Below are 22127 nucleotides of genomic sequence, written 5' to 3'. Positions count from 1 at the left end.
AGTTTGCACTCTCTCAATAATTCTTCACCCGGAGGGCGCCACCATTGCGTCTTCCGGGTTTCGCATCCTGATTTACCATGATACCGGGCTGCCCTTTGAATTTAATGTCGCCTCAACCAGCGAAGAAACCACCCCGCCCCGAGACGATATAAGTAACGCCCGAGACGACAACAGGAGCCCCGATGACCGCCCCCGCAATCGAGCTCAAAAGCATTTCCAAATCCTTTGGTCCCGTTCAGGCCAACAAGGACATCTCAATCCGCGTACAACCCGGTACCATCCACGGGATCATCGGCGAAAACGGCGCTGGTAAATCCACGTTGATGAGCATCCTTTACGGGTTTTACAAAGCGGACAAAGGCGAGATCTGGATCAACGGACAAAGAACCGAGATACCAGACAGCCAGGCCGCGATTGCCGCAGGGATTGGCATGGTGTTCCAGCACTTTAAACTGGTGGAGAACTTTACGGTTCTTGAAAACATCATCCTGGGTGCCGAAGACGGCGGGTTGCTGCGTCCGTCCCTTGCGAAGGCTCGCAAGACCCTGCAAAGCCTTGCAACTGAATATGAACTGAACGTCGACCCAGACGCGCGCATCGATGAAATCGGCGTCGGCATGCAGCAGCGGGTCGAAATCCTCAAGGCGCTGTATCGCCACGCGGACATACTGATTTTGGACGAACCCACCGGTGTTCTGACCCCGGCCGAGGCCGACCAGCTGTTTCGCATCCTTGACCGCCTGCGCAGCGAGGGCAAAACGATCATCCTGATCACGCACAAGCTGCGCGAAATCATGGAATATACCGATACTGTATCGGTTATGCGGCGGGGACAGATGACCGCAACCGTCAAAACCGCTGAGACCAGTCCAGAACAACTCGCGGAATTGATGGTCGGGCGCAAGGTGCTCTTGCAAGTTGACAAAACTCCTGCAATGCCCGGCAGACCCATCCTGGAAGTCGAGAACCTGCGCGTCTCGGATGATGCCGGTGTCGAACGCGTCAAAGGCATCAACCTGACGGTACGCGCTGGTGAAATCCTTGGCATTGCTGGCGTTGCGGGCAATGGCCAGTCCGAATTGCTGGAGGTTTTGGGCGGAATGCGCCCGGGTGCCGGTTCCGTGAAACTGCATGGCACGTCTCTGCCATTGTCTGGCCAAGGTGCCGACGGGCGGTCGCGGCGGGCAGCGCATATTGGCCATGTGCCCGAAGACCGTCAGCGCGAAGGCCTGATCATGGATTTTTATGCATGGGAGAACGTGGCCTTTGGCTATCACCGCGCGCCCGAATTCCAATTGGGCCCCTTGATGGACAATGTGGCGTTGCGCGCGGATACCGCTGCCAAGATGGAAAAGTTTGACGTTCGACCGCCAAACCCCTGGCTTGCGGCCAAGAATTTTTCCGGCGGCAACCAGCAAAAGATCGTCGTCGCGCGAGAAATCGAACGCAACCCGGATCTGTTGCTGATCGGCCAGCCCACCCGTGGCGTCGACATCGGCGCGATCGAGTTTATTCACCAGCAGATCGTTGCCCTGCGCGACCAAGGCAAAGCCGTGCTTTTGGTCTCGGTCGAGCTGGAAGAAATCCTGTCCCTCTCGGACCGCGTGGCGGTGATGTTTGACGGCCATATCATGGGCGAACGTCAAGCCGCAGACACAGATGAAAAAGAGCTGGGCCTGTTGATGGCAGGCGTGGCATCGGAGAACGCATAATGGAAAAAATGCCAAAATGGGCGGACGTTGTCCTGATCCCTCTGATCAGCCTTTTGCTGGCAGCGCTGTTGTCAGCTCTGGTGATCCTTGGGATCGGTGAAAGCCCCGTTGAAGCGCTTAGCCTCATGATTGATGGCGCTCTGGGGTCGACCTATGGCTGGGGGTATACGCTGTATTACGCGACAAACTTCTTGTTTACCGGCCTCGCGGTGGCCGTGGCATATCATGCCGGCCTGTTTAACATCGGCGGCGAAGGTCAGGCGATGCTTGGAGGGCTGGGTGTGGCCTATGTCTGCCTGTTCATCGACTGGCCCCATTGGACCGTCGCCTTGCTGTTTGCAACGCTTGCCGCCGGCATCTTTGGCGCAGCTTGGGCGGCAATCCCCGCCTTCCTGCAAGCCAAACGGGGCAGCCACGTGGTGATTACCACCATCATGTTCAACTTCATCGCTGCAGCCTTGCTGAACTATATGCTGGTGAACGTTCTGAAGCCCGAAGGCTCTTTTGATCCAGCCACTGCGCGTTTCTCTGAAACCGTGCATTTGCCTTCATTGCATGAGATCCTCTTGCCGCTGGGCATCAACTTCTCCAAATCCGCGCCCGCAAACGTCAGCCTGCTGGTGGGTCTTGTGGCCTGTGTTCTGGTCTGGCTGCTGATCTGGCGCACCTGGCTTGGCTATGAAATCCGCTCTTATGGCAAATCCGAAACCGGCGCGCGTTACGCGGGCATGTCCCCGTTTAAGATCACCATGATTGCCATGCTGATCTCTGGCGCGCTGTGCGGCATGATGGCGATCAACAATGTGATGGGCGAGGCAGAGCGTTTGGTTCTGAATGCAACCGAGGGCGCTGGTTTTATCGGCATCGCCGTGGCGCTCATGGGGCGAAACCACCCGTTTGGGGTCTTTCTGGCCGCGATCCTCTTTGGCTTTCTGTATCAGGGCGGTGCCGAACTGGCGCTGTGGACCTCGATCCCGCGTGAGCTGATTACCGTTATTCAGGCGCTGGTGATCCTGTTGACCGGCGCTTTGGACAATATGGTGCGTATGCCCCTTGAAAAACTCTTTACGGCGATTGCCCTGCACCGGGAGAAGACCTGATGGATTTTCTCACTCTGATCCAGATTTTCGACAGCTCTGTCCGCTTGGCCACTCCGCTGTTGCTGGCCTGCTTGGCTGGCCTCTTCTCGGAACGCGCAGGGATTTTTGACATCGGTCTTGAGGGCAAGATGCTGATGGCCGCGTTCTTCTCGGCGGCGATTGCGGCCACAACCGGCAACGCGTGGCTTGGCCTGTTCTCTGGCGTTGCAGCGTCCCTTGTGCTTGCGGCACTTCACGGCGTGGCCTCTATCACCTTTCGCGGCAACCAGCTGATCTCAGGCGTTGCCATCAACTTCCTTGCCTCGGGGCTGACGGTACTGGTGGCCCAGCACTGGTTCAAACAAGGTGGTCGCACCCCCTCCCTCACAGAGGGCGCGCGGTTTGAACCGATTGAACTGCCCTTTGCCATTGGCCCGACCGAAGCCGAGGCTGCAGGTCGCCCGCTGTCCCAACTGCTTGCAGAAGCAGGTCCAATCCAACAAGCCTATTCTGAGCTGATCTCGGGCCATTCGATCCTAGTGTACCTGTCAATCCTCTTGGTGCCTTTGACAGCTTGGGTTCTGTTTGGCACCCGTTTTGGTCTGCGTCTGCGGGCCGTTGGGGAAAACCCAGCGGCCGTGGATACCGCGGGTGTCTCGGTCATCACGCTGCGCTTTGCCGCTGTGGGCATCTGCGGGATCCTCTGTGGTCTGGCCGGTGCCTATCTGTCGACCGCGCTACAGGCCGGATTTGTCAAAGAGATGTCCGCAGGCCGTGGCTTCATCGCATTGGCTGCGCTGATCTTTGCCAAATGGCGACCGTGGCACGCATTGGGCGCTTGCCTGCTCTTTGGCCTGTTCCAAGCGCTGGAACTGCGCCCGGATGTGCTGGAATCTCTGCTGCGCGTCAAAATCCAAGCTCAACTCCTTGGCGCCCTGCCCTACATTATGACTGTTGTGATCCTGGCAGGCTTTGTCGGCAAGGCGATCCCGCCCAAAGCAGGTGGTGAACCCTACGTGAAAGAACGCTGATACGCTGTTCTGTGGGAGGCTGATTATTTAATTGGCCTCCCACAGGATTGGCACGTTGCCATGCCGCACAGCAGCAAATTGTATTGATTTTGTCCTAAGCTCGGGGCTAACAAGTGCCATGAATATTTACCTTCCCATCGCGGAAATTTCGGTCAACGCCTTCACGTTGCTCGGTCTCGGCGGGCTTGTTGGCATCTTGTCGGGTATGTTTGGGGTCGGCGGTGGTTTCCTGTTAACGCCGCTGTTGTTCTTTATCGGCATTCCCCCAGCTGTTGCCGTGGCCACCGGTGCCAACCAGATTGTAGCCTCCTCGGTCTCTGGTGTGCTGGCGCATCTGCGAAGACGCACGGTGGATTTCAAAATGGGGATCGTGCTGCAAATCGGCGGGCTGATTGGGGCCGCCTTTGGTGTGGCGGTCTTTAACTACCTGAAATCTCTGGGCCAGGTCGATCTGTTTGTCACGCTGTGTTACGTCGTGTTCTTGGGCATTGTCGGCGGGTTGATGTTCATCGAAAGCGTCAACGCTCTGCGCAAATCCAAACGCGGTGCCCCGCCCAAGCGGAAACAGCGCAACTGGGTGCACAAGATGCCGTTCAAAACCCGGTTTCGCACCTCCCAGCTTTACATCTCGGTGCTGCCTCCGATTCTGGTCGGTTTCCTCGTGGGGATCCTGACCGCTGTCATGGGGGTGGGCGGTGGATTTATTATGGTGCCCGCGATGATCTACGTGCTTGGGATCCCTACAAAGGTGGTGATCGGCACGTCCCTGTTCCAAATCATAACCGTCACCAGTGCCACCACGATGTTGCATGCGATCACCAACCAGACAGTTGATATCGTCTTGGCCGTGCTGCTCTTGATTGGCGGCGTGGTCGGGGCGCAATTTGGCACCCGGCTGGGCACCTACCTCAAAGCGGAACAGCTGCGCATTTTGCTGGCTGTTATCGTTCTGGCGGTTTGCGGCAAGCTGGCGCTGGACCTGTTGCTGGAACCCTCAGAGCTGTTTTCTGTTAGCATTTTGAAGCGAGGATAAGATGCGCCTGTTTCTGACGATCCTTGCCTTTGGTTTCCTGGCGCTTTCCGGCATGGCAACCGCGCAAACCACCGACAAAGAAGAGGTTGTTCTTGGGCTCAGCCAAAACCGGGTAGAAATCACCACGGATTTTGATGGGTCCGAGATTTTGATTTTCGGCGCTGTGAAACGCGAAGGGCCTATTCCAACCAGCGCCCCCCTGCATGTGCTTGTCACCCTGTCCGGCCCCTCTCTCCCAACCGTTGTTCGACGCAAGGGGAAACTCTTTGGCATCTGGACCAATGTGGATTCAGTCACCGTAGACAAGGCACCGATCTTTTACGCCGTCGCCACCAGCGCCCCGTTTGAAGAGATGTTGAGCCAGTCCAACGACCGCCGCTACCGCGTATCGATTGAGCGCGCCATTCTCTCGATTGGTGCAAAGGTTGCTCATGCCGAGGCTGAGGATTACGTGGCCGCTCTGGTCCGCATCCGCGAGAACCAAGAGAAATACATCCTGTTGGAAGACACCGTCCAAGTCGACCAGCAGACCCTGTTTCGCACACGTATTCAGATGCCCCCTGACCTCACCGAAGGGGAATACCAGGCGCGTATTCTCCTGACCCGCGACGGGCAGGTCATTGCCGACCACAGCAGCAGCATCGATGTCCGCAAAGTTGGTTTGGAACGGTTCTTGTTCACCCTATCGCGCGAACAACCGGTGATCTACGGGCTGCTCGCATTGGCGATCGCCATGGTCGCAGGTTGGGGTGCCTCTGCAATTTTCCGTCTTCTGCGCTACGGGTGATCTGGACGCAAACCGCCTCTGGTCCGCATCGCGGGCCAGAGGCCTGGCCCAACAGCCCCTGTGGCCGCTTGCGGCCTCAAAGGGGGTGGCGGGAGAACGCCGTCGCCGGTGTTCACCCCCGCCCGATATAGGGCATTTTGGTCGCCATAACCGTCATAAACTGTACGTTGGCCTCCAGGGGCAGCTCTGCCATATGAAGAACAGATCTGGCTGCGTCTTCAACCGCAAAGCTTTCCATCACCGGCGCATTTGGATCCGCATCTGCGGCGCGCGCGATCAGATCCTCCACCATCGGGGTACGCGCATTACCGATGTCGATCTGACCACAAGCAATATTATATGCGCGGCCATCCAGTGACAGCGACTTGGTCAGCCCGGTGATCGCGGCCTTGGTCGTCGCATAAGGTGTAGATTGCGGCCGTGGCACATGCGCTGCGATCGAGCCATTGTTGATGATCCGACCGCCGATTGGCGCTTGGTTCCGCATCTGAGCAAAAGCCGCACGCGCGGTTAGGAACATGCCAGAGAGATTGACATTGAGCGAGGCATACCAATCCTCCAGCGGGATCTCATCAATCAACCCCGAAGCGGTGAAGATCCCGGCGTTGTTGAACACCACATCCAAGCGTCCCGCCTGTGTGGCAAATTCTGCCACCGCCGTTTCGACCTCAAGGGGCTTGGTGACATCTGCTGCCAACACAATGGCACGGCGATGACCGTTTGCGACCTCCTCCAGACGGTCCGCCCGCCGTGCCAACAGACCCACCGTCCAGCCGGACCCAAGGAACAGCTCTGCCGTTGCCCGCCCGATCCCTGAACTGGCACCGGTGATTAGGATCGACTTGCTCATATCTCTCCCTCCAGCTGTGTTTCCAACTGCAGTGCCACGGGCGCAGTCTTCAAATCATCCACCCGCAAGGTCCCGCTGGGTTTGGCCAACCGATTGCGCACCACCCAGATCAACCGCTCCTGAGCGCGGGTGATCGCCACATAGGCCAACCGTTTCCACAAGGGCTGCCCGGCCTCAACCCGGCCCATTCGCGCGGCCGCATAGATATCCGGCGCAAACACCTGCGCTGTGTCCCATTGTGACCCTTGCGCCTTGTGGATCGTGACCGCTGCCCCATGCAGAAACGTCGCCCCCATCCGCGCGGCAAACGGGATAAAGGGTTCTTCTTCCTCAGGCTTTTCGATCTTTACAATCGAGGCCGCCGACACCTGCGGATCTTCGGCGCCCATCACATGCAGTCGCGAAAACCCGGGCTTGCGGCCGGGGCCCAGATACACCACCTGCGCCCCTTTGATCAGCCCGCGTGCCTCAAGATCCAATCGTTTCTTGCGATGTTTCATCGGCAGCTCAATCCCGTCGCAGATCAGCGGCTCGCCCGGCAAAAGCTCATCCTCGGGCGCGCCATAGACGGCCCGAAAGGCATTGATCAGCCGTATGCGCGTGTTGTTGCGCCACACCAGAACCGGCGAGCGCGCCATCAGATCAACCTCAACCCGCTGCCCCCAGACCACACGGTCGTCCCGGCGGGCCGTCTCTTCGACCATGCGCTCAAAGTCCTCAAACCCCAGCTGCGGGTCCGCCAGCGCATGCGCCAGATCCAGAATAGGGTTCCCGGCCTCTTGCCGGTGGATCCGGTTCAGGATCAAACGGCGATCCTCCTCCAGCCCGTCAAACACCATCGAACCCGATTGGTTCACCGGTGCCAACTGGGCCGGGTCGCCAAACAGCACCAGATTGGGGAAGATCTCTTTTAGGTCATCAAATTGGCGGTCATCCAGCATCGAGGCCTCGTCGACAAAGCCGATGTCCAATGGCTCCTCCCGCCGTTTCCAGCCGGTGATAAAATCAGAGCCCCGCAACCCGGCCGCTGCCAGCGCACCGGGGATGGATTTGTTCTTCTCATAAAAACCTTTGGCACGCGCCAGCGCTTCTTCGGTCAGACCTTCAATGTCAGGCTCATCGCCCTGATCGGCAAGCCATTCCGCGATCTTTTCGTATTCGGGATCATAGACCGGGGTGTAGAGAATACGGTGGATCGTGGTGGCAGGTACGCCGCGCAGACGCAGAACACTTGCGGCTTTGTTTGTGGGGGCCAAAATCGCCAGGGTCCGCCGGTCGCCTTTCTTGCGGTTCTCATAATCGCCCGAAACCACATCAACCCCTGCATTTTCCAAGGCTTTATACAGTTCGGCCAGCAACAGCGTTTTGCCCGACCCCGCTTTGCCGATCACAGCCATCACGCCGCTTTCCCCTTTGGGCGGTTGCAACAGGCCATCATCAAGGTCGACGCCCGCGCCACGCAAAAGCTCGGTTACACTGTCAAAGGCCGAGGCCTGATCTTCGGAGAATTGTACGGGGATCGCTGTCATGGCGCGACCCTACAGGGATGGGGCCGGCAGCGCCAGACACGACGCGCCGCCCCCGTCCTTCACCTGTGCATTATTCTGCAGCGATATGCGCTGCTGGCATCACAGCCGCATTTGAAATGGCCCCAAAAGAATGATCAAACCAAGCCTGCGAGGTGTGCGGTGCAATGCCCGCCCGCTCTGCCACCCGTTCATACACTTCGGGTGAAAACTCCCAAAGTCCCAGGCAGATCTGATCGCGCCCTTCTCCACGGCGGCCAACAACCTCGGGGCTGAACCCAAGACTGCGATAGATACGTACCATCCGCCGGTCAAAGACACCGGCGAAATGCTGGATGCCAAAATTGCGCATGATCTCGATCCCGGCCAGGGTCAACGCACCGGCCACATTGCCCGAAGCATCACGCGACAGGCAAAACCGTGTGCTTTCCCAGATCAACGGGCTTTGCAAGGGCACCCCGTTGTTCAAGTCCAGGAAGAAGTCATTCACCATAACTGGCCCTGTGGTTGGCAAAAACCGCATCGAACCACCATGGCTGCCATCAGGCTTCTCCCAGATAACATAAAGCGGGTCGAGTTGGTCATATTGATCATGCTCTTCCCCTGTCTCATCCACTTGGACCTCCCAGCCAAGCCGGGTGTGAAACTGGTCGGCACGGTCCAGATGCATCGAGCGACGCAGTTTCGGAAACAGGTGAAGGTCATGGCGATAGATGTAACGAAGCATAATTTGTCCCCTTTTGCTTGAAACGAGGACAGTTAGGCACGACCCAAAGGGTGGGCCAAAGCACTAATATTAAACGACAGTCATCCAGGCGTTATATGACGATCAAACCATAACTCGTGGCACGTGCAATCGCATGAGTTGTGTTGGCCGCACCCAATTTGTATCGCGCGCTTTCTATGTATACCCGTAACGTATGTTCAGATATGGACAAAGCCTGCGCCACCTGTGCCCTGCTTTGACCCTGTCCTAACAAAGTTAGTGCATCAATTTCGCGTGGCGATAGGCTGATTTCTTGTGTGTCGAGACGCCCTGGCTCAAATTCCAGTGCTTTGCGGTTGAAGAAATGAGCAAGAAGAAGAAGCTCTCGGTTGTAGTTCGAGATCAGCGCGTCCCAATCCGAATCGTCACAGTTGTGACTGATGGTAAATACCGCAAACTGGCCACTTGGTCCGCGGATCGGTATCGAATAGCCTTGGTTCCCTATTCCATGTGCCAACGCATCACGCAGAAACAAGCGTACCTTGCGCGGGGACCAATCCAATCGCCGCCAATCCACCGGATGAAAGCTTTGATAGCAGCCAGTAACAACTGGGTCGATACGCACATATTCTTCGCTTTGATAACGCTCGACCCAGTCGCTGGGATAGGTTCCAAAATGGTAATGATCGCCCAAACTGTCGACCCAATGGTATACGGCGTGATCGACTTGGAGGTACTCGGTCAGTTTTTCCACAATCTGCTGCAAGCTCGGCAAAGTACGTGTCGCTGCCAACAGATCAAGGATCTGATCCAAGTCTTGTATTTTCTCCATAATATACTGATTCAATTCCATTAATCTCGAAATCAAGGCAACATTCCTCGGTCACCCTAGTTCGATTTTTATCATATGTTAACGATTAACACGTTTCCGCTCTAATATATTTTTGGTCAAGGAAAAGATCTCTGAGCCGCTAAATTTGTTCTTATTTTGTAGCACAGTGTTCTGTATGTGAACACTTTCATTCACGTTGATACGTTACATTCACGTTTCTGAAAGCCTTCAAAGTCAGCTTTCACCACCGCAAGCCGTCCACCACGTGCTATAGCAACCGCGCAAAATCCCTAGCCATTCAACTGCACAAGCGACAATGCGGTAATCCGCTCCGCTGCGAGGTAAGTCCGCTCAAAAACAAAAAAAGCCCCGCCACACCGGAGAAACTCCTGATGAGGCGAGGCCAATTTTTCCCTGGATTGAGGCTCGCCTCAGCGGCCAGCGTCTAGTACGTCCTCTAGGGTGCGCAGCCCGGTTTTAGGAGCTTGAACAAGCACCGACATATTGCCTGGCTTGTGCTCGTTGCGCAGCATTTTCATATGCGCATCGGGCAGTTCAGCCCAGGGGAACACCTCGGACATGCAAGGGTCAAGACGGCGTTCAACCATCAGCAGGTTTGCAGCTGCCGCTTGCTTCAGGTGGGCAAAGTGGCTGCCTTGAAGGCGTTTCTGATGCATCCACATGTAGCGCACATCAAATGTGCAGTTGAAGCCAGACGTCCCGGCACAGATCACAACCATGCCGCCTTTTTTGCAGACCAGAGACGACACAGGGAACGTCTTCTCGCCAGGGTGTTCAAACACCATGTCGACATTGACGCCTTTGCCAGTGATCTCCCAGATCGCCTTGCCGAATTTACGCGCCTCTTTCAGCCAATCGTTGTACTCAGGCGTGTTGACGGTCGGCAGCTGGCCCCAGCAGCTAAAGTCGTTGCGGTTGATCACTCCTTTGGCACCCAGCCCCATGACAAAGTCACGCTTGCTCTCATCCGAGATCACACCGATTGCATTGGCACCTGCGGTGTTGATCAACTGGATCGCATAGGAGCCCAGACCACCCGACGCGCCCCACACTAGAACGTTCTGGCCTGGTTTCAGATCATGTGGTTCGTGACCAAACAGCATCCGATAGGCAGTCGCCAGCGTCAGCGTGTAACAGGCGCTTTCTTCCCAGGTCAGATGCTTGGGACGCGGCATCAGCTGTTGGGCCTGAACCCGTGTGAACTGTGAGAAGGACCCATCCGGAGTCTCATAGCCCCAAATACGTTGGCTGTCCGAGAACATGGGGTCGCCACCGTTGCAGTGCTCGTCGTCCCCGTCATCCTGGTTGCAGTGGATCACAACCTCATCGCCAACCTTCCAGCGCTTTACCTTATCGCCAACGGCCCAAACAATGCCCGAAGCATCAGAACCGGCAATATGATAGGGCTGCTTGTGCACGTCGAACATGGAAATCGGAACACCCAGGCCGGCCCAGACACCGTTGTAGTTCACGCCAGCGGCCATCACCAGAACCAGCACCTCATGGCTGTCAAGCTCTGGAACATCCACAACTTCCTGCAGCATGGCCTTGTTTGGCTCACCCTGCCGTTCGCGACGGATCGCCCAAGCGTACATTTGTTTCGGCACAAATCCCATAGGAGGAATTTCACCAATCTCATAGAGGTCTTTTTCTGGCGCATCATATGCCAGCGTCAGATTTTCATTGTCCAAAGCCATCATGGCCTCCTTCCCTCAAACTAAATTGCCGCAATGCAGAATCGCGACTTCCCTAGTAGGGATAGAAACAGGAGAGTAATTTTGCAACCCCATAGGTACTTATTTTGTAATTTTGTGTCGCGACAAATAATTCCCTACTGATGAGCGATCAACCGACCTTTAGAAGATGACCAACGAGACCCACCGCGCAAAATCACAGCTGACGTGTTCATCAGCCACGAAGAGATTCAGAGAATGCCTTTAACTGTCTCAGCTCGCGCGCAATTTTGTGCTCGTGCCGCTCGCTCTCGGGGAGTTTGATCCTGGATCAATCCCTGTTCCGCCTCGCTGGCTTGACCAACAAAGATCAGCTGCGTTCACCCCTCTGGCTGCTTTGGGCCTCCGCCAGAGATCACCGCCCGTGACTGCGGTCATATGTATTGACGGCAGGCGGCTGCCGATCGCCCAGCGCGCCATCGGCGGGGGCAAAGACCTCAACCAACAACGGATAGCAGGCCGCAGCATCGCTGGTATGTTCCGATGAACAATCCCCCCCAGGACAGGCGCTGAGCGCTCCCACCAGATCGATTTCAGCAAAGAATTCAAGGTAATCTCCAGGGCGCACCGGGCTCGCCTTCATAAAATACTGGCCGGTGTCGCGGGTGAACCCTGTGCACATGAACACATTCAACACATCATGCACATGGGGTTCGGCCTCTGCCAGGGACACGCCCAGATGATCCGCCAATGCCCGCGTCAGGTTGGAATGGCAGCAGTTGTGATAATCGACGCCCTTCAACAACTTCCCCGTATAGGGATCGCAGCGCGTTCCAATCACATCATGGACCGATCCCCCAAATTCATCGATCCCATACCAGCCAAGCGTATCTGCGGTGATCGTCGCCATGGGACGCAATGTGGGAAAGGACGACCACATCTGCTCCCCTGCGGTCAGATGAGTACCATGTAATGCGCGGGTCTTGCCGGAATAAAACCGTTCGCCCAGATCCTTGGCGTTCCACAGGTTCAAATCCCCCACCTGTGGCCCCTCAACCGAGGTGATGCGAAAGAACTGCCCCTGTGGAACAGTGAAACTGCGCGCATCACGCGGCGGCACCAGAACCTCATCCACCTTTTGCGCCGTTTCACGCGCGGCGTGGTACAGATCCATCGCCACAGTAGGCAGGGTCTCGTTGGGGTAACAAATCACCGGGGCCACCGCCCGGCGCGCCGCCGCATCTGCAGGTGCTGTTATCTCTTGCTTGGTCATTGTCCATTCCCTGTTTTCCCCCACACAATCCGGCAGGATCAGAGAATGCAAGCCCCCGTATGCGCGCAGATCCTTGCGCTCAGTTGGGCTTGGCGCGATTGGCACACCATTTGGGCGCCTCTGCGTCGTCAGATTTTGCCCCACAATATGCACAGCGCCAGTCCTGCGCCGCCACGGATCGCCGCCATCGGCAATTGCGGGTCAATGTGGTGGTTTTGCGCTTCCACAGCAAATAGGCAAGCACACCCACCAAAAGGACAATAAGGATCACGGGCATAAGGCCCCATACCCCAAAGCGGCGCCCCGTTTCAACGTCTGGGGCGCCGTTGCTTTAACACGCAGCGATTACGCAGCTTCGGAGTAGTAATCCACATAACCCGCCTTGGGTTCTGCTTCGTCTTTTGCAGGCAACGCCTCGGGGGTATAATAGCTCCAGGCTTCGTTCAAAACAGCCAGCGCCTCTTGCGCGGCCTTTGCGTTTTGGGTCTCGGACAGGTTTACAGCTTGCGACATTTCGAGCTTCCTTTGATCGGATGTGAGTCTCGTGATGCCACCAATAAAAGGCTTTTACAGAGCTGTTACATCAGACGATTTTGCAGTCTCGCTATGCAAATGCTGCAATGCAGCGGTATACAATCACCTTATTCACAAAAAACGGCGCGCACCGCAGGGGACGCGCGCCGCCACGGGTCACACCGGATTACCGGCGGTTGTCGCTCGGCCCCTCACGACCCAAGGATGGGCTTGGGAAGGCGTTGTGCAGCTCTTCGATGGCGTCCAGCACCTCTTCGCTCAACGTCACATCCTCGGCGGACAGGATCTCTTCCAGCTGGGTCACTGATGTGGCCCCAATGATGTTCGACCCCAAATAGGGGCGTGAGTTTACAAAGGCGATGGCCAGCTGGGTGGGGGTCAACCCGTGGTCCTTGGCCAGATCCACATATTGGCGCACATAAACACTGTCACGGTTGCTGTAATGGCGGTTCATAATCCCCTGCCCCCAGGGCAGATCAAACCGCGCCCCTTGCGGCGACATCCCGTCCAGATACTTGCCCGACAAAATGCCACCCGCCAGCGGCGAATAGGCCAGCAGATCGACCCGCTCCTGCATCGCCACCTCAGCGGTCGACGTATCCCAATTGCGCTGCAGCAGGCTGTATGGGTTCTGGCTCGACTGAATGCGCGGCAGGCCTTTTTCTTCCGCCAGCTTCAGGTATTTCATGATCCCCCACGAGGTCTCATTCGACACGCCAATCTCGCGGATCTTGCCTTTTTCGACCATCTTGCCAAGGGCCTCCAACATGCCCTCTATGTCCTCGCCACAATCGGAAGTGTGCAGGAAGGGCTGGAAATCCCGCTGGGCAAAGGTGTTGGTCTGACGCTGCGGCCAATGCAGCTGATACAGGTCGATCACGTCGGTTTTCAGCCGCTTCAGCGAGCCATCAACCGCCTCTTCCACATCCGCAGGGGTCAGACCACGGCCTCGGCACAGCGGCGCAGGTCCAGCCATTTTGGTGGCAATCAGCACCTCATCACGACGGCCTGTGGCCTCAAACCACTGGCCAATAATCTCTTCGGTGCGCCCGGCGGTGTCATTGGTCGGCGGCACCGGGTAGATCTCGGCAGTGTCCCAGAAGTTCACCCCATGCTCCAGCGCCAGATCCATCTGCGCTGCTGCCTCTTCATAGGTGTTCTGCACGCCCCAGGTCATGGTCCCCAGGCAAATCCGCGATACGTTCAAATCGCTGGTTCCAAGCTTACGGTATTGCATCAAGCTCTCTTTCTTAAGAAATCGCCGTCCCTGCCGACGGCTTTGGTAAACCTTTGAGTTTACCAAAGGATAAGAAGCCGACGGCGTCAGTTCAACAGGTGAACCAACTTCACCCCAAACATTTCCGATGTTTTTCCCGCAACATTTTGTACCCTCTTTTTGCGAAGCCGTAACGCAGCGGTTTCATCGGATTTTTCCAGACAAAAACACCCGAACCGCACGGTTCGGGTGCATCTGTGCTGTCATTTCACGGCAAAAGTCGTGTCACGGTTTGGGATGTTCGTCCCAATCATCGCTGAGGATCCTGCGTGAATCCCCCTCGGGGTCGTCATATTGGCTGGAGCGGATGGTATACACAAATCCCGCCAGTCCAAGCCCGCCCAGGATCAGGGAAATCGGGATCAAATATGAAATCACGGTCATGCGCACCCCTCCTTTATCGCAGACGCAGCGCGTTCAGCGAAACGGTTATGGACGACAGCGACATCGCCAAAGCAGCAATCAAAGGCGTCGCCAGACCGGCAATGGCCAAAGGCACGGCGATCACGTTATAGGCCGTTGCCAGACGAAAGTTCTCGCGGATGCGGCGGGTGGCTTTTTGCGCGGTGGTGCACGCCTCTGCAATGGGAGCCAGATCGCGCCCCAACAGCACCACATCTGAGGCAACACGAGCCGCATCCAGAGCGGTTGCCGGGGAGATCGAAACATGCGCGGCCGCCAGTGCGGCAGTGTCGTTTAAGCCGTCCCCCACCATCAGTACTTTGTGGCCATCCGCAGTAAGCGCATGAATTCGTTCCAACTTGTCTTCAGGCAAGGCGGCCGACGTCCAGTTTGCAATGCCAAGCCGTGTTGCCAGCGCGGCCACTGGGCCTTCGGTATCACCCGACAACAGAACCACCTGTTTGCCGGCCGCTTGCAAGGCTGCCACAGCCTCTTCTGCGCCAGCCCGCAGGCTGTCCGCAAAGGTAAAGACACGGATTTTGCCGTCGCCTGCATCCAGATAGGCCGCTGTCGCCTCAACCGGCGTGCCGCCAACCCACTCCAAACGCCCCAGACGCACGGTCTGATCATGCAGCTGTCCTTCGGTGCCAAAGCCCGGCAGTTCAACCACATCCGAGACCCGCGCTGGTTTGATGCCTGCAGACTGCACAGCCCGCGCCAGCGCCTGCGCCAATGGGTGCGAAGACGCCTCAGCCAGGGCCAGCGCCACCTCAAGGTCGCGGCGGCTGTGATCGCCCAGGTTGGTCACCGCGGGCGCGCCCTCGGTCAAGGTGCCGGTCTTGTCAAAGACAACCGTGTCCACTTCGGCCAAGCGCTCCAGCGCGGTTGCGTTTTTGATCAGAAGACCGCGCTTGAACAGACGGCCCGACGCCGCAGTGGTGACGGCAGGCACCGCCAACCCAAGGGCGCAGGGACATGTGATGATCAAAACGGCCGCAGCAATGTTCAGCGCGGTGCGCAGATCAAGCGTCCACAGATACCAACCCACAAAGGCCAGCGCCGACAGGATATGAACACCCGGCGCATAAAGCTTGGCAGCCTTATCCGCAAGCGATGTGTACCGTGACCGCCCGCTTTCGGCGATGGCAACCAAATCGGCCATTCGATGCAGCGAGGTCTCTTCGCCCACAGCGGTGGCTTGGACCATCAGCGGCCCCGTCAGGTTCACCTCACCCGCCGACACGACCTGCCCCGCGGATGCAAAAACCGGAACCGTTTCCCCCGTCAAAAGCGAGCGATCCAATTCGGACTGCCCCTCTACAATGACCCCGTCCACCGGCATGCGCCCACCGGGACGCACGCGGACGTGATCTCCAATGGCCAATTCGGTCACGGCCACCTCGGTCTCCTCGCCGTCCACCACGCGAAGGGCGCGTGGCACCTCCAGCGCGGCCAGCTCTTCGGCGGCCGAGCGCGCAACAGCGCGGGTGCGTTGATCCAGATACCGCCCGGCCAGCAGGAAAAATGTCAGCGTCAGCGCCGCATCGAAATAGGCGTGTTCCCCGCTGAGGCTGGTTTCCCACAGTGAGGTCACCAAAGCCAACAACAGGGCCAGCACAATCGGCACATCCATATTCAGCCGTCGCACCCGCAACGCGCTCCACGCGTTGACAAAAAACGGCTTGCCCGCATAGGCCACGGCCGGCAGGGAGATCGCCGCTGAGATCCAGTGGAACATATCCCGCGTGGCATCCGACGCCCCCGACCAGACCGAGATCGACAAGAGCATCACATTCATTGAGGCAAAGCCCGCAACCGCCAGTCGCATGGCCAGGTCACGCCCAACCCGATCGGTCTGGGTGCTGGACAGCTGCGCCAGATCCAGTTCGTGCGCCTCATACCCCAGCCCTTCGACAACCGGGATCAAATCTGCGGCATGAAGGTCTGGATCGGCCTCGATCAACGCACGTTTCAAGGTCAGGTTAACACGGGCCGACCGGATCCCCGGAACATCGGCCAGACCGCGTTCAACTTTGGAGATACAGGCCTGGCAATGGATGGTTGGCAAAGACAACGCCAACCGGGCTTCGGTCGGCGCGGCCTCGACAGGTCCGTCCGGAGCCGCGATACAGCCTGGGCAGACAGCTATATGCGGGCGATGCGGATCGGCGTTGGCGCTCATTCTTGCCCCTCACGCACGTGGATCACCACACGCTGGGTGAACTCGGTCCCATCCGTGGCGCGGGCCACCATCCGCAGGTTCCAGTTGCCGCCTCCAACCGTGACAGGCGCCACATAGGCGCTGCCATCAAAGGTGAAATCCGGCGTCTGGTCATCCTTGACGTGGGTCGCACGCCCAAAGGTGGCGGTCAGCTTGGCAACCTCAACCGGTTGCCCGTCACGGTCGGTGATCGACAGGCGCAAGACATCGTCTTGAACTTCGCCGTAAACCTCCCAGCCTAGGGCCTGCTGCGCCTGACGGCGCGCATCAAACTCTTGGCTAGCCACATAAGAGTTCGCAACTTCCAATCCCGGAAAGGTCGACACCGCCTTGACCGCAAGGGTGATGTTGACGCCGATGATGATCGCAAAGGCACCACCAAACAGCATCAAAGCATGGCGACCAGTAAATTCGCGCTGTGGCTTTTCCATCGTTACTGTCCCCGTCCGTTAAAGGTACTGTCTTTGTAGGCCCGTTCACCGCTGACAGTGTCTTCGACCCAGATGCGTACATCGGTGGCTTCGCCCTGTGCAGGCCCGGTCTCTTTGGGCGCAATCACATAGACACGCTGCAAATGCGCCGCATCCGCTGGCACCTCGACAATAGCACCCGCAACATTTTCCAACTCGATCTGATAGGCAGGGTCACCGGAGACCGTGACCTCAAACGGGCGCGCATCGCCGTGTTTGTTGCGCAGGCGCACGTCATAGGTGTTGCGGATCGATCCATCCGACAAGGTGACATAGGTTGGGTTGCGCACCGGCGCGACCGTCAGATCCACCTCGGGCCGGATAAACAGCGCATAGACCAGCGCGACGCCAACCATCGACCACAAAGCGGTGTAAAGGACGGTACGCGGGCGCAAGATGTGTGACCAGACCGGTTTCGCCTTGCCACCGTCCCGTTCGCGCGACTCATCCGACAGGGCCATATAGTCAATCAACCCACGGGGGCGGCCCAGCTTGTCCATCACGTCATCGCAGGCATCGATACACAGCGCGCAGGTGATACATTCCATCTGCTGGCCTTCGCGGATGTCGATCCCCATCGGGCAGACGTTCACACAGGCCATACAGTCCACGCAATCGCCCAAAGGCTTGTCCGCATTGGCCTTGCGATGTTTGCCGCGCGGCTCCCCACGCCAGTCGCGATAGGCTACCGTCAGCGTATCCTCATCCATCATCGCCGCCTGAATACGCGGCCAGGGGCAGGCATAGATGCAGATCTGCTCCCGTGCGAAACCGCCAAACAAGAAGGTGGTAAAGGTCAAAATGGCGACCGTGGAGTAAGCGATGATATGCGCCTGCCCGGTGAACAAATCCACAGCCAAGGTCGGCGCATCCGCAAAGTAAAAGACCCAGGCCCCGCCCGTTGCCATGCCGATCAACAGCCAGACAATCCATTTGGTCACCCGCAAGCGGATCTTGCGCAGGTCCAGTTTCTTTTGCCGGTGCAAACGCAGACGGGCGTTACGATCCCCTTCGATCCAACGCTCCACCAGTATGTAAAGGTCGGTCCAAACGGTCTGTGGGCAGGTATAGCCACACCAGACCCGACCCAGAGCCGATGTAAACAGAAACAGGCCAAGGCCTGCCATAATCAAAAGACCCGCCACAAAATAGAACTCATGCGGCCAAATCTCGATCCAGAAGAAGTAAAACCGCCGGTTCGCCAGATCCACCAACACCGCCTGATCCGGCAGGTTCGGCCCCCGATCCCACCGCAGAAACGGAGTCAGGTAATAAATCCCAAGGGTCACCGCCATGATGATCCATTTTAGGTTGCGGAATTTACCAGAAACGCGTCGCGGAAAAATAGGTTCCCTGGCGGCATAAAGGCTGGGGGTTTGGCTGGAATCGCTCACGGGCGTGCTCCAAGAATAATTATAGGACCGACCCGACTTTTGCCAAACATGCGCAAAACCGACTTTGACGTGGATCAAAAAGGGCATTGCGCATGGATGTTTTCGCGCCGCTCTCCCTGCGCAAATTGTCGCGGCGGTGTTAACTTTGCCCCTGACGGCGCAGCCATGTCACAAAACGCCGCGCAGAGCTGCGAAGATCCCCTGGCCGCGTAACGATGTAATATCCGCAATCATCTTCTTCATGGAACAGCTCGGTCAGGCGCCCACTGTCCAACTCGTCCTGCACAAACTCACGGATTTTGACCGCCACGCCCTGCCCGTTCAACACCGCTTCCAGCAACAGATTGCCGGGAACACGAATGCGTGGGCCTCGGGGCTCTGAGGTCACGCCGCGCTCTCGTAGCCAGGATGATGCCTCGGTTGTGCCCAGCTCTTCGACCCATGGCAGATCCAGCAAATCCGCAGGGGTCGTGATTGTCTCGTTTTTCAACAAAGCAGGCGCGGCTGTCACGATACGCTGCACCGGCAACAACATATGCGCCTCCAGACCGGGCCAATTCCCGTCACCATACCGAATGGCAAGATCAAAACCACCGTTTCGCATATCCACAACAGCGCCGGTTGGATCCAGAACCAGATCAATGTCAGGGTGTTTCTCGCGAAAATCGCCAAGCCGTGGCATCAGCCATTTCGCGGCGAACATCGGGGTCAATGTCATTTTCACTGGCCGCGCGTCGCTTTCTTGTGCCAGATCCTGCACCGCCGTGCCAATCGCGCCAAACCCAAGTTGCAGTGCTTGGGCCAATCGGTGACCAGCAAACGTCAGCTCCAGCGCGCGACCCTGACGATCGACAAGCGCCACATCCATATGCTTTTCCAGCGCTCTGATCTGTTGGCTGACAGCAGCGTGGCTCACATTCAGGCTGGCCCCAGCTTCGGCAACACCCCCCTGTTCCGCAAAGGCGGAAAAGGCGCGCAGCGCCGACAGTGGCGGCATCTTCATCCAATCCATATGTAATCCCAACTTACATAATCGATTTTTTATTGAATCGCATAAAGGCGCAAAATTGGCAAGGGTACAGGCAAGGCACACCCAATCAGGATCAGGAGAATGACGATGTTGACCAATGTTTATGCGCATGTGTTTTTGACGGCAGCAGGCTTTGATAGCTCCCAATTGCCACCGATTGATGACGCCCAGAAACCGCGCCGCAAAAAGGCACCAAGACGTTTTGAAGTCTGGAAAAAATCGTCGCCGACACTTCGGGAAACGCGCGAACAATACGAAGCACCGGCGACGACATCGCGCTTAAAGTAAGCACGAAAAGGGGAAGGTCTGTCTTGGACCGCCGATCGAAACCGGCACAAGACCCACGCGTTACTTGTGACAGCTTTGCCAGGCGCGAACTTTGATCTGCATCAAACCGACAGAGAAAACCTGTTAACATGTTCGCAAACAAAAAGGGCCGCTGACTGCGGCCCTTTTTAATGGTGTGAATGAAAGGTTGACGTTACTCGCCGCCACCCAGCTGGTGCACATAAGCCGTGACCGAGCGGATCTCAGCCTCGCTCAGGCGGCCAGACCATGCGGGCATCACGCCAAAGCGGGCATTGGAGATGGTTTCAACCACATCCGCATAGGACCCGCCGTAAAGCCAGATCGCATCCGCAAGGTTCGGAGCCCCTTGGTAGATGTCGCCTTCGGCGTTTTCCCCGTGGCAGGATGCGCAGTTTTCCTCAAACAGAACCGCGCCGTTTGCAACTACGGATGCATCTTGCGGCTCACCCGACAAAGACACCACATAGTTGGCAATCGCCGCGATCTCTGTCTGCTCAAGCAGCTCGTCACGACCAAAGGCGGGCATCTGGGAGTACCGCGCGTCGTCATCCTCTTCGTTGCGGATGCCGTGCGCCACGGTGGTTTGGATGTCCTCGATGGTGCCGCCCCACAGCCAGTCATCGTCCAGCAGGTTCGGGTAGCCCACCGCGCCCGCGGCACCAGAGCCGTGGCATTGGGCACACCAGGTTTTGAACACCGCCGCACCGGCAGATACCGCATAGCCATGCAGCTCTGGATCAGAGGTCAGCGCGGTCATGTCAGCCGCTTCCAGACGGGCGTTGATTGGGCCATTGGCCTCATCCACGGCCGCAATATCCGCCGCAACATCACCGCGTGTGGACCAGCCCAAGAGACCAGCAGTGGCACCGCTGACCAAAGGCCAGGCCGGGAACGCGATGGTGTAGCCAATCCCCCAGATGATACAAAGGTAGAAGGTCCACAGCCACCAACGCGGCATCGGGTTGTCGAATTCCTCGATCCCGTCCCAGCTGTGGCCGGTGGTTGGGATCTCATGAGGTTGGACCGGTTTCTTACTCATGTCCGGGTCTCCTCGGGCTCGGCGGGTTTATCCGCATGGCGAAAAGGGATATCGGCGCTGTCGGCATAGACCTTGGTGCTGCCGGGCCGAAAGGCCCAGACAACAACGCCGATAAAGAAGGTGAACAACATCAGCAGCATCCAGCTGTCAGCAAACTGCCGAAGGAGCGTATAGATTTCCATATCATCCCCTCCTTAGCGGCTGGCGTCGGGGGTGAAGGTCGAGAAATCAACCAAAGTCCCCAACATTTGCAGATAAGCGATCAGCGCGTCGGCCTCGGAAACACCGGGCTGGCCATCAAAGTTACGCACATTGATGTCTTCGCCATAGCGTTCAAGCAAACCATCATAATCGCTGTCCGGGTCAGCTTGGACACGGAAATCGATCTGCGCTTGCGCAACCATATCGTCAGTATAAGGCACACCAACAATCGCTTGGGTCGCCATGAGGTCGCCGATGTACTCACCTTCGAGCATAGTGCGTTCCAGGAAGCCATATTTCGGCATCACGGATTCCGGCACCACCGACTGCGGATCCCGCAGGTGGTCCACATGCCAATCGTCCGAGTAACGGCCACCCACACGGGCCAGATCCGGCCCGGTGCGTTTGGACCCCCACTGGAACGGGTGATCATACATGGACTCGGCCGCCAGGGAGTAGTGACCATAGCGTTCGACCTCATCTCGCATCGGGCGGATCATCTGACTGTGGCAGACATAACAGCCTTCGCGGATGTAGACCTCGCGCCCCGCCAGCTCAAGCGGCGTGTAGGGGCGCATGCCTTCGACCTTTTCAATGGTGTTTTCCAAGTAGAACAGCGGGGTGATCTGAACCAGACCGCCGATGGTCACCACCAGGAAAGAGAAGATCAAAAGCAGGGTCGCGTTGGTCTCAAGGACCTTGTGTTTGTCAAGAATTGCCATCTCTGC

23 protein-coding genes are annotated in these 22127 nt (G+C 57.5%); 6 read left to right on the top strand and 17 right to left on the bottom strand.

The window, feature by feature from the left end; genetic code table 11:
• Positions 1-182: 182 nt before the first annotated feature.
• The 5 genes from GFB49_RS12120 to GFB49_RS12100 all read left to right on the top strand — a co-directional run bounded on the left by GFB49_RS12120 (position 183) and on the right by GFB49_RS12100 (position 5642).
• The gene (locus GFB49_RS12120) at positions 183-1712 is read left to right on the top strand and encodes an ABC transporter ATP-binding protein (RefSeq protein WP_153216150.1); all 1530 of its coding nucleotides are present in this window, start codon (positions 183-185) and stop codon (positions 1710-1712) included.
• Complete coding sequence (locus tag GFB49_RS12115) at positions 1712-2812, top strand: ABC transporter permease (protein WP_153216149.1); 1101 nt, start codon at positions 1712-1714, stop codon at positions 2810-2812. Before GFB49_RS12120 ends, GFB49_RS12115 begins: the two co-directional genes overlap by 1 nt.
• A complete protein-coding gene (locus tag GFB49_RS12110; protein WP_153216148.1) occupies positions 2812-3822 on the top strand; it encodes an ABC transporter permease in 1011 nt (336 codons plus the stop codon). Before GFB49_RS12115 ends, GFB49_RS12110 begins: the two co-directional genes overlap by 1 nt.
• Before the next feature lie 118 nt (positions 3823-3940).
• Entirely contained in the window at positions 3941-4855 is a 915-nt protein-coding gene (locus GFB49_RS12105) for a sulfite exporter TauE/SafE family protein (protein ID WP_153216147.1), read from the top strand.
• Position 4856: 1 nt separating this feature from the next.
• Positions 4857-5642: a TIGR02186 family protein gene (locus GFB49_RS12100; protein ID WP_153216146.1), complete on the top strand. Its 786-nt coding sequence runs from the start codon at positions 4857-4859 to the stop codon at positions 5640-5642.
• 112 nt (positions 5643-5754) lie between these two features.
• Here the strand turns inward: GFB49_RS12100 and GFB49_RS12095 are convergent, their stop codons facing one another.
• From GFB49_RS12095 to GFB49_RS12035, 14 genes are all read right to left on the bottom strand, one after another.
• Positions 5755-6492 carry an SDR family oxidoreductase gene (locus GFB49_RS12095; RefSeq protein WP_153216145.1) on the bottom strand — a complete coding sequence of 246 codons (738 nt, stop codon included), beginning with the start codon at positions 6490-6492 and terminating at the stop codon, positions 5755-5757.
• A complete protein-coding gene (locus tag GFB49_RS12090; protein ID WP_153216144.1) occupies positions 6489-8021 on the bottom strand; it encodes an ATP-dependent DNA helicase in 1533 nt (510 codons plus the stop codon). Before GFB49_RS12090 ends, GFB49_RS12095 begins: the two co-directional genes overlap by 4 nt.
• A 70-nt stretch (positions 8022-8091) precedes the next feature.
• Positions 8092-8745, bottom strand: coding sequence for an acyl-homoserine-lactone synthase (locus GFB49_RS12085; protein WP_153216143.1), 654 nt, complete (start codon positions 8743-8745; stop codon positions 8092-8094).
• A gap of 91 nt (positions 8746-8836) precedes the next feature.
• Complete coding sequence (locus tag GFB49_RS12080) at positions 8837-9577, bottom strand: helix-turn-helix transcriptional regulator (protein WP_246149701.1); 741 nt, start codon at positions 9575-9577, stop codon at positions 8837-8839.
• A gap of 410 nt (positions 9578-9987) precedes the next feature.
• On the bottom strand, positions 9988-11274 hold the full coding sequence (gene ccrA, locus GFB49_RS12075; protein ID WP_153216142.1) for a crotonyl-CoA carboxylase/reductase: 1287 nt from the start codon (positions 11272-11274) through the stop codon (positions 9988-9990).
• A 391-nt stretch (positions 11275-11665) separates the two neighbouring features.
• The gene (locus GFB49_RS12070) at positions 11666-12523 is read right to left on the bottom strand and encodes an urea carboxylase-associated family protein (RefSeq protein ID WP_153216141.1); all 858 of its coding nucleotides are present in this window, start codon (positions 12521-12523) and stop codon (positions 11666-11668) included.
• A 79-nt stretch (positions 12524-12602) separates the two neighbouring features.
• A complete protein-coding gene (locus GFB49_RS12065; protein WP_153216140.1) occupies positions 12603-12800 on the bottom strand; it encodes a hypothetical protein in 198 nt (65 codons plus the stop codon).
• Positions 12801-12868: 68 nt separating this feature from the next.
• The gene (locus tag GFB49_RS21020; RefSeq protein ID WP_194269335.1) at positions 12869-13036 is read right to left on the bottom strand and encodes a hypothetical protein; all 168 of its coding nucleotides are present in this window, start codon (positions 13034-13036) and stop codon (positions 12869-12871) included.
• Between the two features lie 187 nt (positions 13037-13223).
• Positions 13224-14294, bottom strand: coding sequence for an aldo/keto reductase (locus GFB49_RS12060; protein ID WP_153216139.1), 1071 nt, complete (start codon positions 14292-14294; stop codon positions 13224-13226).
• A gap of 264 nt (positions 14295-14558) precedes the next feature.
• On the bottom strand, positions 14559-14717 hold the full coding sequence (gene ccoS / locus GFB49_RS12055; protein ID WP_153216138.1) for a cbb3-type cytochrome oxidase assembly protein CcoS: 159 nt from the start codon (positions 14715-14717) through the stop codon (positions 14559-14561).
• A 13-nt stretch (positions 14718-14730) separates the two neighbouring features.
• A complete protein-coding gene (locus GFB49_RS12050; protein WP_153216137.1) occupies positions 14731-16917 on the bottom strand; it encodes a heavy metal translocating P-type ATPase in 2187 nt (728 codons plus the stop codon).
• A complete protein-coding gene (locus GFB49_RS12045; protein WP_153216136.1) occupies positions 16914-17387 on the bottom strand; it encodes a FixH family protein in 474 nt (157 codons plus the stop codon). Before GFB49_RS12045 ends, GFB49_RS12050 begins: the two co-directional genes overlap by 4 nt.
• A gap of 2 nt (positions 17388-17389) precedes the next feature.
• On the bottom strand, positions 17390-18820 hold the full coding sequence (gene ccoG, locus GFB49_RS12040) for a cytochrome c oxidase accessory protein CcoG (protein WP_343032554.1): 1431 nt from the start codon (positions 18818-18820) through the stop codon (positions 17390-17392).
• A 139-nt stretch (positions 18821-18959) separates the two neighbouring features.
• The gene (locus GFB49_RS12035) at positions 18960-19832 is read right to left on the bottom strand and encodes a LysR family transcriptional regulator (protein ID WP_153216134.1); all 873 of its coding nucleotides are present in this window, start codon (positions 19830-19832) and stop codon (positions 18960-18962) included.
• Positions 19833-19931: 99 nt separating this feature from the next.
• On the opposite strand from GFB49_RS12035, the gene GFB49_RS12030 reads away from it, so the two are divergent.
• Positions 19932-20138: a hypothetical protein gene (locus tag GFB49_RS12030; RefSeq protein WP_153216133.1), complete on the top strand. Its 207-nt coding sequence runs from the start codon at positions 19932-19934 to the stop codon at positions 20136-20138.
• Between the two features lie 193 nt (positions 20139-20331).
• Here GFB49_RS12030 and ccoP read toward each other — a convergent pair whose 3' ends face one another.
• The 3 genes from ccoP to ccoO are packed head-to-tail and all read right to left on the bottom strand — an operon-like array spanning position 20332 to position 22121.
• Positions 20332-21198, bottom strand: a complete 867-nt coding sequence (gene ccoP / locus GFB49_RS12025) for a cytochrome-c oxidase, cbb3-type subunit III (RefSeq protein ID WP_153216132.1) — start codon at positions 21196-21198, stop codon at positions 20332-20334.
• Positions 21195-21380, bottom strand: coding sequence for a cbb3-type cytochrome c oxidase subunit 3 (locus tag GFB49_RS12020; protein ID WP_153216131.1), 186 nt, complete (start codon positions 21378-21380; stop codon positions 21195-21197). Before GFB49_RS12020 ends, ccoP begins: the two co-directional genes overlap by 4 nt.
• 12 nt (positions 21381-21392) lie before the next feature.
• The gene (gene ccoO / locus GFB49_RS12015) at positions 21393-22121 is read right to left on the bottom strand and encodes a cytochrome-c oxidase, cbb3-type subunit II (RefSeq protein ID WP_153216130.1); all 729 of its coding nucleotides are present in this window, start codon (positions 22119-22121) and stop codon (positions 21393-21395) included.
• Positions 22122-22127 lie beyond the last annotated feature (6 nt).

The sequence above is a fragment of the Tritonibacter litoralis genome, assembly GCF_009496005.1.
Taxonomy (GTDB): Bacteria; Pseudomonadota; Alphaproteobacteria; order Rhodobacterales; family Rhodobacteraceae; genus Epibacterium; species Epibacterium litoralis.
Note: the sequence above shows the minus strand (reverse complement) of the source record. Positions and strands in the feature narration are given on the sequence as shown.